Annotated in this window: 13 protein-coding genes; 1 reads left to right on the top strand and 12 read right to left on the bottom strand. The window is 70.4% G+C overall.

Translation table 11 applies throughout. From position 1 onward, the window contains the following. Nucleotides 1–22: 22 nt before the first annotated feature. From G3I56_RS02435 to G3I56_RS43535, 7 genes are all read right to left on the bottom strand, one after another. Nucleotides 23–1,435: a cytochrome P450 gene (locus G3I56_RS02435; RefSeq protein ID WP_164406850.1), complete on the bottom strand. Its 1,413-nt coding sequence runs from the start codon at nt 1,433–1,435 to the stop codon at nt 23–25. Then, nucleotides 1,432–2,127 carry a methyltransferase domain-containing protein gene (locus tag G3I56_RS02430; protein ID WP_164406849.1) on the bottom strand — a complete coding sequence of 232 codons (696 nt, stop codon included), beginning with the start codon at nt 2,125–2,127 and terminating at the stop codon, nt 1,432–1,434. Before G3I56_RS02430 ends, G3I56_RS02435 begins: the two co-directional genes overlap by 4 nt. A 97-nt stretch (nt 2,128–2,224) precedes the next feature. Then, nucleotides 2,225–3,505: an FAD-binding oxidoreductase gene (locus G3I56_RS02425; RefSeq protein ID WP_343239838.1), complete on the bottom strand. Its 1,281-nt coding sequence runs from the start codon at nt 3,503–3,505 to the stop codon at nt 2,225–2,227. A 100-nt stretch (nt 3,506–3,605) separates the two neighbouring features. After that, nucleotides 3,606–4,130, bottom strand: coding sequence for a flavin reductase family protein (locus tag G3I56_RS02420; RefSeq protein WP_164406846.1), 525 nt, complete (start codon nt 4,128–4,130; stop codon nt 3,606–3,608). Further along, a complete protein-coding gene (locus G3I56_RS02415) occupies nt 4,123–4,629 on the bottom strand; it encodes an SRPBCC family protein (RefSeq protein ID WP_164406845.1) in 507 nt (168 codons plus the stop codon). Before G3I56_RS02415 ends, G3I56_RS02420 begins: the two co-directional genes overlap by 8 nt. A 49-nt stretch (nt 4,630–4,678) precedes the next feature. Beyond that, nucleotides 4,679–5,668: a DUF2156 domain-containing protein gene (locus tag G3I56_RS02410; RefSeq protein ID WP_164406844.1), complete on the bottom strand. Its 990-nt coding sequence runs from the start codon at nt 5,666–5,668 to the stop codon at nt 4,679–4,681. Next, on the bottom strand, nt 5,652–6,152 hold the full coding sequence (locus G3I56_RS43535) for a DUF4260 domain-containing protein (protein WP_164406843.1): 501 nt from the start codon (nt 6,150–6,152) through the stop codon (nt 5,652–5,654). Before G3I56_RS43535 ends, G3I56_RS02410 begins: the two co-directional genes overlap by 17 nt. Before the next feature lie 326 nt (nt 6,153–6,478). On the opposite strand from G3I56_RS43535, the gene G3I56_RS02400 reads away from it, so the two are divergent. Further along, on the top strand, nt 6,479–7,126 hold the full coding sequence (locus tag G3I56_RS02400; protein WP_164406841.1) for a dihydrofolate reductase family protein: 648 nt from the start codon (nt 6,479–6,481) through the stop codon (nt 7,124–7,126). A 22-nt stretch (nt 7,127–7,148) separates the two neighbouring features. Here the strand turns inward: G3I56_RS02400 and rbsD are convergent, their stop codons facing one another. From rbsD to G3I56_RS02375, 5 genes are all read right to left on the bottom strand, one after another. After that, nucleotides 7,149–7,544 carry a D-ribose pyranase gene (gene rbsD / locus G3I56_RS02395; protein ID WP_164406840.1) on the bottom strand — a complete coding sequence of 132 codons (396 nt, stop codon included), beginning with the start codon at nt 7,542–7,544 and terminating at the stop codon, nt 7,149–7,151. Then, nucleotides 7,541–8,542: a ribokinase gene (locus tag G3I56_RS02390; protein WP_164407235.1), complete on the bottom strand. Its 1,002-nt coding sequence runs from the start codon at nt 8,540–8,542 to the stop codon at nt 7,541–7,543. The genes rbsD and G3I56_RS02390 overlap by 4 nt, the downstream gene beginning before the upstream one ends. A gap of 202 nt (nt 8,543–8,744) precedes the next feature. Continuing rightward, entirely contained in the window at nt 8,745–10,700 is a 1,956-nt protein-coding gene (locus tag G3I56_RS02385) for a substrate-binding domain-containing protein (RefSeq protein ID WP_164406838.1), read from the bottom strand. Then, nucleotides 10,690–12,240, bottom strand: coding sequence for a sugar ABC transporter ATP-binding protein (locus tag G3I56_RS02380; RefSeq protein WP_164406837.1), 1,551 nt, complete (start codon nt 12,238–12,240; stop codon nt 10,690–10,692). The genes G3I56_RS02385 and G3I56_RS02380 overlap by 11 nt, the downstream gene beginning before the upstream one ends. Further along, entirely contained in the window at nt 12,237–13,295 is a 1,059-nt protein-coding gene (locus G3I56_RS02375) for a LacI family DNA-binding transcriptional regulator (protein ID WP_164406836.1), read from the bottom strand. Before G3I56_RS02375 ends, G3I56_RS02380 begins: the two co-directional genes overlap by 4 nt. Nucleotides 13,296–13,475 lie beyond the last annotated feature (180 nt).

Here is a 13,475-nt window from a genome sequence, read left to right as displayed (position 1 = left end):
TCAGCGGGCGGGTGGTGCCGGTTCAGCGGCGTGGGCGACGGTCGTGGAGGGTCATCACCATCCCGTGGCGGGGCCGCAGGGTGATCGTGGCGTGGTCGACGACCCGGTGGGACGGGACGTGCCGGAACTCGTAGCGTTGCAGCAGCGCGGCGAGCAGGAGATGCGCCTCCATGAGCGCGAAGTGCTTGCCGACGCAGAGATGCGGCCCCGCGCCGAAGGGCAGGTAGGCGAACCGGTGCCGTTTCCCTGGCGTCCCGCCCTCCCCGCTGCGGAAGCGGCCGGGGTCGAAGCGTTCCGCGTCGGGCCAGTGCGCCGGATGGCGGTGGATGTTGTGCAGGTTGACCAGGACACGGGAGCCCGCCGGTACCCGGTGGCCGCCCAACTCGGTGTCCTTCAGGCTCAGTCGGGGCACGATCGGCGCCGACGGGTACATCCGCAGCGACTCCTCGAAGACCTGGAGCGTGTACGGCATCGCGCGCAGGTCGTCGACGGTGGGCAGGCGTCCGCCGAGAGCGTCGTCGACCTCGCGCTGCACCGCCGCCAGGACGTCACGGTGGCGGGAGAGCAGGTAGAAGGTCCAGCTGAGGGTGACCGCGGTCGTCTCGTGCCCGGCGGCGAAGGTGGTGATCACCTCGTCGCGCAACTGACGGTCGTGCATGCCCACACCGGTGTCCTCGTCCCGGGCGTCGAGCAGCATGTCCAGCAGATCACCGCGCCGGACATACGGGAGTTCCGCCGCTGCCGCTTCCTCTGCCTCGGCCCGGCGTTCGCGGATGATGCGGAAGATCAGGGCGTCGATGCCGTCCATGACCTCACGGAAACGCCGGTTGCGCGGGGTCGGCCAGTGGGTGGGCGGGCTGAAGGGGTTCTGGAGGCGGTCGAAGGCGAAGTTGATCGCCACCTCCACCGCGTCCGGGCCGAGTTCGCCGAGACCCTCGGTGATGTCGGTGCTGAACATGCACCGGCTGACGATGTCCAGCGTCACCCGCATCAGCTCGGTGTGCAGATCGACGGCGTCACCGGTGCGGTAGGTGGCCGCCATGTGGGTCAGCTGGTCCTCGACCGAGGCGGCCATCGTCCGGAACATCGAGGCGAGGGCCTGCTTGCTGTAGATCGGCTGCATCATGCGCCGGTTGGTCCGCCAGCTCTCGTGGTCGTCGCCGGTCAGCAGCCCCTCGCCGAGCACCAGGCGCAGTGGGTTGTCGGGCCCGAGTTTGCCGTAGACGGCACTGTCGGTCAGCACCTCGCCGGCCAGTTCCGGGCTGGACACACCGTGCACGGACACCGGGCCGAGCCGGTATCGGACGAGGTCGCCGCCCTCCCGCCAGCCGACGCGCATCGCGGCGAGGATGTCCCGCCGGAAGTCCAACACACTACCGAGGACCGGTAGTCCGGCCACCTCGGGAGCGGCTCGCGTGTCCGCCGGGCTGCTCATTTGCTGCCGAGGGCGCAGACCCAGCCGAGGGAACGGCGGGGCTCGGCGACGAAACGGGTGTCCTTGAAACCGGCGACGTCGAGCATCGCCACGAGTTCGGCGCCGGACAGGATGCGTAGCCCGTCCCGCTCGGACCGCTTGCTGAAGCGCCGCCCGAAGAGCAACTGGGTGAGCGTCGGTACGGACGACGCCTCCCGGCTCATCTCCAGGGTGACGGCCAACTGCCCGCCAGGCTTCAGGACTCGGTACGCCTCGGCGAGCCCGCGCAGCGGGTCCGGCCAGAAGTAGAAGGTCTCGATGGCGCTGATCCGGTCGAACGCCTCGTCCTCGTAAGGCAGTTGCCCGACATCACCCTGCCGGATCGCGACCTGGCCCCGCCCGATGGCGCCGGCGTTGCGTCGCACGGCCTGGCGGACCATGGTGGGCGAGTGGTCGAGCCCCGCGACGAAACCCAACCCGGCCTGCCGGGCGAGCAGTTCCACGGCCATCCCGCTGCCACAGCCGAGGTCGAGCACCTGATGGGTACGGCGGACGTCCAGATGCTCCGCCGACCACCGGGTGAGCCCTCGATGCTGCACGGTCATCAGATGCCCGACCAGGGCGCCCGGCGCACCCGCCGGGCGCCGGAAGTTCTCCTGCAACAGACGGTAGGGACCTCTGGTCTTCGTGCCGGTGCTCTTGGTGCCGGGCATGGGCTTCCCCTCTTTCTCGGTCTCCACCAGGTCTTACGATCTCCCGCTCCGGTGTCCCTCGCGTGGATTTGAGCGGACTTGAGAGCGAGTGTCCGCGTCAGTCGCTCACGCCGTGCTTCGTGCTTCGTACCTCGCGGTCCAGCCGGTCGAGATGGCGGCGCAGCAACCACCGCCCCGTCCCGCCGAGCGGCAACCGCGGCCCGGCCGACCGGTGCCAGGGCAGCGCCGCCGGACTCCCGTCCACCCCGTCCACCCTGCCCTCCACCAACTGCCGCGCCACATAAGCCCCGTGGGCGATGGACAGGGCCAGCCCGTGACCGCAGCACCCCCCGATGAACCACATCCCCGGGGAACCGGCCAGCGGGCCCACGACGGGCAGGTCGTCGAGGGTCACCCCGATACGGCCGGTCCAGTGGTGCGTGACGGCGGCGTCGGCGAGGAGCGGGTGCAGGGCCCGCATCCGCTCCGTCAGCCACCGCCAGGTCGCCAGGCGGGCCCTGTCGTCCTGCCGGGCCCCGGCAGTTCCTGGTGGGCCCGGCAGCGAGGCCCGGCCACCGCCCAGCACCAGGCGCCCGTCCGGCGTCAGCCGGAAGTACGGCGCCAGCCGCGACGCGTCCACCAGCGAGGCCCCCGACGCCTCCCCGAGCGCCTCGCGCGCCGTCGGCTTCAACGGCTCGGTGGCGATGGCATGCACCTCCAGCGGGGCCACCGTGCCCACGGGAAGGCCGAGGACACCGGCCCCGCCGTTGACCGCGAACACCCCGGCGCTCGTACGGAGTTCACCGCGTGGGAAGAGCAGCCGGGTGCCGCCGGTGCCGGTGGCCCGGTGGTCAAGGACAGGTGAACGCCCGTACAGACGGGCTCCGTTGGCCGCACAGGCCCGGGCGAGGGCGGCGGTGAGGTGGAGGGGGTCCAGGGTGGCCGCCTGCCGGTGGAGCAGCCCCGCCTGACAGGGCACGTCGATGCGCTCGCGCACCCCGGCCGCCGACAGGGGCGGTACGTCCAGGCCGAGGGCGCGGTAGGCCGCCGACTGTCCCGACAGCCGGGCCAGCCCCTCCGGTGAGCGGGCCGCGACCAGTTGCTCGCCGGTGCGCACGGGCACGTCCAGGGCGCGGCACAACTCCAGGGCGCCGGCCACCGCGTCCTCGCTGGCCCGGTGCATACGACGGGCCGTGTCCGGGCCGTGGCGGCGGATCGCGCGGTCGACGGGCGGACCCGCCCGGGGCCCGAGGAGTCCGGTGCCGTGGCCGCTGGCACCAGCGGCGGGGTGGCCCGCGTCCACGACGACGACATCGGCGCCGGGTGCGTACCGCAGCAGGTGGTAGGCGGTGGAGAGGCCGGCCAGACCGGCGCCGACGACGGTGAAATCGGCGCTCACCAGGCCTCGTACAGAAGGGAGTTGATGATCCTCGGGCCGCCCGCCCCGCCACGGCGGCGCCAGGGCCGCAGGTGCTTCCATGCCACCGTGGGACCGCCGCTCACCCATGCCGCGTCCCGCCTCCCCGGCCGTGGAAGGCGCGGTCGTACCAGAGCAGCGGATGCCCGGTGCCGGTGTGGGCGGCGAGGACCTCACCGACGACCAAGTGGTGGTCGCCGTAAGCCCGTACGTCCGTCACCGCGCACACGGACCAGGCGAGGGCGTCGGTGCGGACGGGCACGTCATGGACGTACTCCGCCTGTTCCTCGCCGAAGCGGTCGGCGGCGGTGGCGAGCGGGTCGGCGCAGCGCTCGGCCCAGGGGCGGTGCCGCTCGTCGAGGACGTGGAGGGCGAAGGAGCCGTGATCGCGGAGGGCAGCGAGGGTGCGGGAGGCGTTGGCCAGGCAGAGCGACATCAGGGCCGGGGACGCGGAGACGGCCGCCGCCGAGGAGACCGTGGCACCGACCGGCCGCCCGGCGGCACCCCGGGTGGTCACGACGCACACTCCGGCCGCCAACTTGGCGTACATGTCGAGGCATTGGGCGACACCGGGCCGCGTCGCCAGGGACGACAGGGGGTCAGCCATGCCGGGAGACGGTGAGGTCCACGGGGCTCATGGGGGTCACCCGGCCCATGAGCCCTTCGAGGATGCGCAGGATGTTGTCCCGCAGGGTGCTCTCGGCGACCGGGTCGAGGATCTCGGCGAGGGAGGGGATACCGAGGTCGAAATCGGACCGGAAGGTGACCACCGTGACCGCCGTGGTCCCGGTGGCCCCTATGTCCTCGGCATCCCGCTCCTCGCACGCCCAGGACCCGTGGAAGATCTCGAAGTCGCCCTGGATCTGCTCGAACTCGACGGTCAGCGTCTCCGGGACGAACCGGTCGAGCTCGCTCCACCGCATCAGCCCGTTGCGGAAGACGACACTCCAGTCCGACCGGAGCGACCCGTCGGCCTCCGGCGGATGCACCACGACCTCGTTCACCGTGTCGGTCAGCTCGGGGTAGCGGCGAAAGTCGCAGATCAGCTCGTACGCCTGCCGGGCCGTGCGCTCCTCGGCGACCACCTGGACGATTACCTCACGCATGAATTACTCCTCTTCTGTTGCGTACCGGGGTCATCGGATACCGGGATGATCAGAAGGCGTTGGTCTCCCGCCCGAGCCGCCACAACGCACCCGGTCGTACTCGCTCCTGGAAGGCGATGTATTCGGGCAGCACGACATGCGGAGCCCATTTCTCCTTGTAGTCGAGCTGCGCGGCGGCGGGATAGACGCGCTCACCGTGCTCCCCGAGAAACCGCACGACACGCGCCACCGTTCCACTGAAGCCCGCCACTTCAAGGGCCGGATCAAGCCCGACGAAGGGGGTGAAGCCAAAATGCAGCCATTGACTCCCACCTTCACCGGTCATCCGCTCGATCGCGGTCGAGTTGAGGAGTTCCATGGTGCCGGGCGGGGCGTCGGTGCGGCGCCGGCTGAGATCGTGCAGCCAGCCCGGACGGCTGCCGAAAGCGGGGGAGTAGCAGATGTACCCCACGATGCGCCCGTCGACGGTACCGGTGAATACTCGCTGCTGTTTCTGCTCGGGCCCGTCCCGCTCCCCGACGAGAAACCGAAGCTCTTTCGTTCCCTTCCCTTTCGTTCCCTTCCCTTTCCCGCGCAGCCATTCACGATCGAGGAGGTCGAGCTCGCCCGAGGTGTCCGAGGGGCCGACCTCGGCGACCTCCACGCCCGCCCGCCGGGCCCGCGAGATCTTGTTGCGCAGCCGCACGAACGGCGACCCGCGCAGGGTGAACCGCTCCAGATCGACGGCGTACGAAGCCCCCATCTGGTTCACGGTGAAACCGTGAGACGCGTACAACCGGGCGTCATCGGCCTGCAGTTGTACGGCGATGACGCGCCGCCGCCCGGCCGCGGCCCGGTCGAGGAACGCGTCCAGCAGCCCGGCACGGTCGCCAGGGGCGGCGAAGGGACCGCCGAGCTGGAGGAGATGACGCCCCGCCGGCCGGAAGGCGCAGACGCCGTCGTGACGCTCGTCGAGGAAGAACTCGTTCCCTCTGTTGAGGGCGAGAAAAGCGCTGGGATTGTCGGCGTGCGCCGACACCAGATCAAACGCGGACGGCATCGCGAACCTTCCCGTCGTAAGCGTGCTGGAATGTCGCGAAGTCCGGGTGGATGGACGGCTCGAAGGGCACACCGAAGGGCTTGAGGGAGTTCCCGAAAAGGGCCCGGTCGCCCAGCAGATGAATGGGCAGAGCGAGCAACGCCCATTCCGCACCGACCAGCCAACTCCACACTCCCGCGAACACGGCCCAGGTGACGAGTGAGTGCATGAGATTGTAGGCGACGTAATACCTCCGCCCGATACGTCCGTCAGGGCTTCCCCGATAGGCGATGGCGCCCGGGATGTACCCGATGACATCGATGACGAGAAACAGGGAGACGAAAAGCCACCAGCGGATCTCGGAAAGATGCGTCAGAGCGGCGACGGAGGAAACGACGAGAGCGACCGACCACTCAAGGCGGGCGAGCCGAGACGTGGTTCTGGTGTGGAAGAGATTCCTGGCATCCCAAAAAGGCCCCCGTACACCCCGAGCGAGACATTCCACCTGTCTTACGGCCCGAGACGGGGTGTCCCTCGCACGGCAGCCGAAAAAATCTTGGCCCCCCGTACAACCCTCCCCCCGTATAGCCAGTCGTACTTGTCATCGGGGCTTCTGGAGGGGGATCCGGGGGGATCGCGGGGGTTTCGATACGGAGGGGAAGCCGAGGGGGCCCGGTCGACGGACCGGGCCCCCTCGATGCTGAACTCGACCGGCGGGCGACACCGCCTCCGGCGTCCTTGAGGTGCTGGGAAGAATTGGCGAAGCTCGACCTGCAACCGGATTCGACCGGCAGCAGGACCCGACCAGCCGCAGTAACGGAGTCGCCGACCATGTCAGTCGCCCGCGTCCACAACTTTTCCATCTCGCTCGACGGCTTCGGCACCGGTGAGGGGCTGAGCCTCGACGCGCCGTTCGGCCACGCCGGCCATGTGCTGCACGAGTGGATGTTCACCACCCGGTTCTGGCACGAGATGACCGGCCGATCCGGTGGGACCGGCGGCATCGACGACGCCTTCGCGCAGCAGTTCGCACCGGGGATCGGTGCCGAGATCATGGGCGCCGGCAAGTTCGGCCCGCCCGGCTGGCACGAGGACCCGGAGTGGAAGGGATGGTGGGGGCCCAACCCGCCCTTCCACACACCGACCTTCGTCCTCACCCATCACCCGCGCCCGCCGATCGAGATGGAGGGCGGCACGACCTTCCACTTCCTCGACACGTCGCCCGCCGAGGCACTCGAAGCAGCCCGCAAAGCGGCGGGCGACCAGGACGTACGCATCGGCGGCGGGCCTGCCGTCGTACGAGACTTCCTCGCCGCCGGACTCATCGACCACCTGCACGTCGTGGTCGTCCCCGTGCTGCTGGGCCGGGGCGTACGCCTCTGGGACGGCCTGGAGGGCGTCGAGAAGGGCTACACGGTCGAGGCCACGTCCTCGCCCACCGGGGTCACGCATATGACGTTCACCCGCGCGATCAACTGAACATCAAGGGGGCCGACCCGACTCAGAAGAAAACCCCGCACCGCAGCAGCACGTTCGCGTACGGCCGAGCCTCGCCCGTCCGTACGACCAGCCGCGCCCCCGCCGACAGCTCCTTGAGCCGCTCGTGCGGGACGAGGATGAGGGCAGCGTCGGGAAAGTGCCCGTCCAGCAGCTTCGCAGCCCCCGGATTCGCCTCCCGGACCTCCGTCGCCGCTGTCGCCCCCTCCACCACCAGCTCGGTCAACAACCCGTCGAGGACCTCCGCGAAGGACGGCACCCCGGCCCGGAAGGCCAGGTCGACGACGCGCGGCCCGGCCGGGATCGGCATACCGGCGTCGCACACCAGTACCCCGTCACCGTGGCCCAACTCGGCGAGCGCGCCCGCGAGATGACGGTTCAGGATTCCGCCCCGCTTCACTGGGACTCACCTCGCGCGGCCTCGCCGGTCGACTGTCCCGGGCTGCTTTTCCGGCCGGGGGTCCGGGGGGTGTCCCCCGGGAGAGCACGGCACAGCGCCTCGACCTCCTCGGCGGTGGGGAACGAATCCTGAGCCCCGGCCCGCGTCACGGCAGCCGCGCCCACCCGGGCCGCGTACGCCGCAGCCTTCGCCAACGACTCGCCCGCGCCCAGCCGCCACGCCAGCGCGGCGGTGAACGCGTCGCCCGCCCCCGTGGTGTCCACGGCCTCCACCGGCACCGACGGCACCCGTACCCGCTCCCCGGCCCGTACGGCGACCAACGCGCCTTCCGCGCCCAGGGTGATGACGACCGAGCGCGGCCCGAGCGCGAGCAGCGTCTTCGCCCAGTCCTCCGGCGAGTCGCCCAACTCGGCGTCCGCACCGGCGATCACCCGGGCCTCGTGCTCGTTCACGATCAACGGGTCGCAGGCGGCCAGGACTTCACGCGGCAACGGGCGAGGAGGAGACGGGTTCAGGACGAACCGGCCCTCGGGAGACAGGTTCCGTACGACCTCCACGACCGACTCCAGCGGAATCTCCAGCTGCGCCGACACCACCCGCGCCGCCTGGAACAGACTCCCCGCGGCCCGGATGTCCTCGGGCGACAGCCGCCCGTTGGCGCCCGGCGACACCACGATGCTGTTGTCGCCGGACGGGTCCACCGTGATCAGCGCGACCCCTGTCGGCGCCCCGCCCACCAGGACGCCCACTGTGTCGACGCCGGCGTCCCGCATCGAGTCGAGCAGCAGGCGGCCGTGGCCGTCGTTGCCGACCCGGGCCAGCAACGCCGTACGGGCCCCCAACCGGGCTGCGGCGACTGCCTGGTTGGCGCCCTTGCCGCCCGGGTGGACGACCAGGTCGGAACCGAGCACCGTCTCACCGGCGGCGGGCCGCCGCTCGACCACGGTGACCAGGTCGGCGTTGGCCGATCCCACGACCAGCAGGTCGTAGTCGTACATGAACAGTCTCCCCATACCCATCAGTTGTACCGGCCGGCAGCCGGTCAGTCGGTCGATTGCCCAGTTCGGTCAGCCGGTTGGCCGGTCTGCCGCCGAGCAGGCCGGGCAGCCTCGACGAAAGACGCCCGGCCTGCCCACTCCTCATGAGCCCCGAAGCGATCCCGAAGCGAACTCCGAAGCGCTTCCTGGAGAGAGACGCGGCTCAGCCGCCGAACGCCGCCACGTTCTCCTTCGTGACCACCTTCACCGGCACCATCACCGCCTTCTCGACGCCCTTGCCCTCGGCGACCCGCAGCGCGTTCTCCACCGCGATCCTCCCGAGCTCCTTGGGCTGCTGCGCGACCGACGCGTACAGCGAGCCGTCCGCGACGGCCTTCAGCCCGTCGGGCGTACCGTCGAAGCCGATGACCTGCACCGACGTGCCCGCCTTGCTGCCCAGCGCCTTGATCGCGCCGAGTGCCATCTCGTCGTTCTCGGCGAAGACACCGCTGATGCCGGCGTTGGCCTGGAGGAGGTTGGTCATGACGTCGAGGCCCTTGGTGCGGTCCCAGTCGGCGGGCTGCTTGGCGACGACCCTGATGCCCGGGTAGGCCTTCAGGCCCTCGGTGAAGCCGGCGCCGCGCTCACGGCTCGCGGAGGTGCCCGCCTGGCCCTCGAGGATGACGATCGTGCCCGTGCCGCCCAGTTTCTCGGCGAGCGCCTTCGCCGCCAGTTTGCCGCCGGCTGTGTTGTCGGAGGCGACGAGCGTGGCGGTGTCCGCGTTGTTGACCGACCGGTCGACCGCGACGAGCGGGATTCCGGACTTGTTCACGGCCCGCGCGGCCGGTCCCGTCGCGTCCGAGTCCACCGGGTTGACGATGATCGCCCCGAGGCCCGAACTGGTGAAGTTCTGCAGCTGGTTGGCTTGCTGGGAGGCGTCGTTCTGGGCGTCCGTGACGGTCAGGTCCACGCCCAGCTTCTTGGCCTCCGCCTGTGCGCCGGCCCGGATCTGTACGAAGAAGGGGTTGTTCAGCGTCGACAGGGACAGCCCCACCTTCCGGTTCGTCGCGGACGACGAGCCGTCGTGCAGCAGCGAGGTGGCCCCCACGACAGCCACCGCGACCACCGCGGCCAGCCCGTACGTCAGCGCCTGCTTGCGCCGGTCCCCGCCACCGGCCGCCCCGGCCGGTGCCACCGTAGCCCCGCTCTTCCTCCTCGCGGTGTCGAGCAGTACCGCCAGCGCGATCACGACACCGATGACGACCTGCTGCCAAAAGGCGGAAACGGACAGGAGGTTGAGTCCGTTCCTGAGCACCGCCAGGATCAGCGCGCCGATCAGCGTCCCGGACGCCTTGCCGGTACCGCCGGCCAGCGATGCCCCACCGATGACCACCGCCGCGATGGCGTCCAGCTCGTACCCCTGTGCGGCCTGCGGCTGCGCGGAGGACAGCCGCGACGCGAGCACGATGCCCGCGGCGGCGGCGAACAGCCCGGACAGCGCGTAGATCGCCAGCTTCTGCTTCTTCACCCGCAGCCCGGACAGCCGGGCCGCCTCCTCGTTGCCGCCGATCGCGTACATGGAGCGACCCAGGTACGTACGGCCGAGAACGAACGCGGTGACGAGCCCCATGGCCACCATCACCAGCACGGGCACCGGCAGCCAGCCCCCCAGCGTGTCACCGAGATGCGAGACCGACGACGGGAACGCGATCGGGGAACCCTGCGAGATCACCAGCGACAGACCGCGCCCCACCGACAGCATGGCGAGCGTCGCGATGAACGGCGGCAGCTTGCCGTACGAGATCAGGAAGCCGTTGACCAGGCCGCACGCGATGCCGGTGACGACGGCCAGGACGACCGCTATCGCGACCGGCACGCCCTCCGAAGTCGCCGCCCAGGCAAGGACGGTGGCCGACAGCGCGGCGACGGAACCGACCGACAGGTCGATGCCCGCCGAGACGATCACGAAGGTGACGCCGAAGGCGAGAACGGCCGTCACGGCCGCCTGGACGCCCACGTTGAGCAGGTTGTCCGTCGTCAGGAAGTCGCCGGACAGCGCCGACATCGCGATGACGAGGACGATGAGCGCGGTCAGCGCGCCGTTGTCGAGCAGAACGCGGCGCAGGCCGCTCGTGGCGCCCCTCGCGCCCGCCGTGCTCTTGAGCGTGTCAGTGGCCACGGGAGCCCTCCACAGCAGTAGTTCCATTGTCAGTGCTGATGTCAGTGCTGGTGTTCGTGCTGACGGCGAGCGCCATCACTGAGTCCTGGGTGGCCTCGGCGGCCGTGAGTTCACCGGCGATCCGGCCTTGCGCCATCACCAGCACCCGGTCGCTCATGCCGAGCACCTCGGGCAGATCGCTGGAGATCATCAGTACGGCGGCACCGGCGGCCGTCAGCTCGTTGATCAGCTGGTAGATCTCGACCTTGGCCCCGACGTCGATACCGCGCGTCGGCTCGTCGAGGATCAGCACCCTGGTGTTCGCGAGCAGCCACTTGCCGATGACGACCTTCTGCTGGTTGCCCCCGGAGAGGGTGCGCACCTGCTGGCCGAGCCCGGCCATCCGGACGCCCAGCTGCTCGGCGACCTTCGCGGCGGCGGCCCGCTGACCCTTGAGGTCGACCAGGCCGCCCCTGGTCGCGGCCCGCAGGGTGACCAGGCCGAGGTTCTCCTCGACGGATGCGTCGAGCACCAGCCCCTGGCCCTTGCGGTCCTCGGGCACGAGCCCGATCCCGGCGGACATGGCGGCCCCGACATCGCTCCCGCGCACGGCGGCACCCGCCACGGAGACCGATCCCCTGTCGTACGGATCGGCGCCGAACACAGCGCGCGCCACCTCCGTACGCCCGGCGCCGACCAGCCCCGCGACGCCGACGACCTCACCGGCCCGCACCTCGAAGCTCACGTCGTGGAAGACACCGTCCCGGCTGAGCCCCTCCACCTTGAGAAGGGCGGCGCCCGCCTCGGCGGCCTCCCGCGGATACTGCTGTTCGATCGACCGCCCGACCATGAGCCGTACGAGCTCGTCCTCGGGCGTGTCGGCGGGCACCTGCCCGACGCTCTTGCCGTCCCGGATCACCGTCACCCGGTCTCCCAGGGCGGCGATCTCGTCCAGGTGATGGGTGATGAAGACGATCCCGACACCGTCCTCGCGCAGCGAGCGCACGATCGCGAACAGCTTCTCGACCTCTTCGGAGGTGAGGACCGCGGTCGGCTCGTCCATGATCAGGACACGCGCGTTCAGGCTCAGTGCCTTCGCGATCTCGACCATCTGGAGCCGCGCGATACCGAGTTCACGCACCCGCGCGCGTGGAGACACGTTCACACCGACCCGCTCCAGCAGCACGGCGGCGTCGGTCTCCATCCGCTTGCGGTCGATCATCCCGTAGCGGCGCGGCTGGCGCCCCAGGAAGATGTTCTCGGCGACCGTCAGATCGGGTACGAGGTTGAACTCCTGGTAGATGGTGGCGATCCCGAGACGCTCGGAGTCCTGCGCCCCGTGGATACGGGTCTCCTCGCCGTCCACGAGCACGCGGCCGGCATCGGGGCGGTAGGCGCCGGAGAGCATCTTGATGAGGGTGCTCTTGCCCGCGCCGTTCTCACCGAGCAGTACGTGCACCTCGCCCCGGCGCAGCTCGAAGTCGACGCCGTCGAGCGCGACCACACCGGGGAAGGACTTCCGTATGCCTTCGATGCGAAGCAACTCGTCCGGGTCGCTCACGACAGACTCCTGTTCGTCACGGGGTGCTCTTCGGATGAGGCCGGAACCGGAGCCGGGGCCGGAGAAGACTCACCGCACGACCGCCGTACGACGAGGTGCGCGGCCAGCGTCACGGACTGCGGAGGGCGACCCTCGATCATGTCGACCAGCGCACGGACGGCGGCCCGCCCCAGCTCGCCGGTCGGCTGCGCGATGGCCGTGACGGGCGGATCGGTGTGCACGAACCACGGGATGTCGTCGAAGGCCGCGAGCGCGATGTCCTGCGGAACCCGCATCCCACGCGCGCGTACGGCGTCGAGCGCGCCCAGCGCCATCAGGTTGTCGGCAGCGAAGACGACCTCGGGCGGCTCGGCCAGGTCGAGGAAGGCGTCCGTCACTCGGCGCCCGCTCTCGGCCTGGAAGTCGCCCTGCCCGATGTAGGCGTCGGGGAGCAGCAGCCCGTACTTGGCCAGAGCCTCCCTGAAGGCCTCGACGCGCTCACTGCCGGTGGTGGTGGCCGCCGGGCCCGCGATGATCGCGAGCCGCCGGTGGCCGAGCCCGTACAGGTGGGCGACGAGGTCCCGGACCGCCGCGCGCCCGTCCGCCCGTACGACCGGCACGTCCGCGCCCGGGATCCAGCGGTCCACGAAGACCATGGGGGTGCCCCCGCGCGCGGTGTCCAGCATCAGCGGGGAGCCGCCGTCGGTGGGGGAGACGAGCAGGCCGTCGATACGGCGGTCCAGGAGGGTCCGTACGTGGTGGTCCTGGAGCTCGGGGTGTTCGTCGGCGTTGCCGATGATCACGCTGTAGCCGAGGGCGCGGGCCTCCTCCTCGACCGAGCGGGCCAGCGTCGTGAAGTAGGGGTTCAGCACGTCGCTGATGACCAGGCCGAGGGTGCGGGTCTGATCGGTGCGCAGGGAGCGGGCGACGGCGTTCGGGCGGTAGCCCAGCGCCTCGACGGCGGCCAGCACGCGTGCGCGTGCGTCCGCGCTGACCGACGGATGCTCGTTCAGGACCCGCGACACCGTGGCGACGGACACGCCCGCCTCGGCGGCGACGTCCTTGATGCTCGCCATCGCCGGACCACCTCCTTGTGGTTCGGTAGCCGTGTGGAATCGTTTACACGACTGACTGAAGACAGATTGGAATCGATTACACGCGGGTAAACAAGCCCCCGACCGCTTCCCGATACCGGATCGTGATGCGAGTCGCGCGGCACGCGGAGATCGGGACGCGGGGTGACTTGTCCACAGGCC

The organism is Streptomyces sp. SID12488 (assembly GCF_010548275.1).
GTDB lineage: Bacteria > Actinomycetota > Actinomycetes > Streptomycetales > Streptomycetaceae > Streptomyces.
The sequence above is the reverse complement of the archived record's forward strand: the minus strand, read 5'-3'. Positions and strand labels throughout refer to the sequence as shown.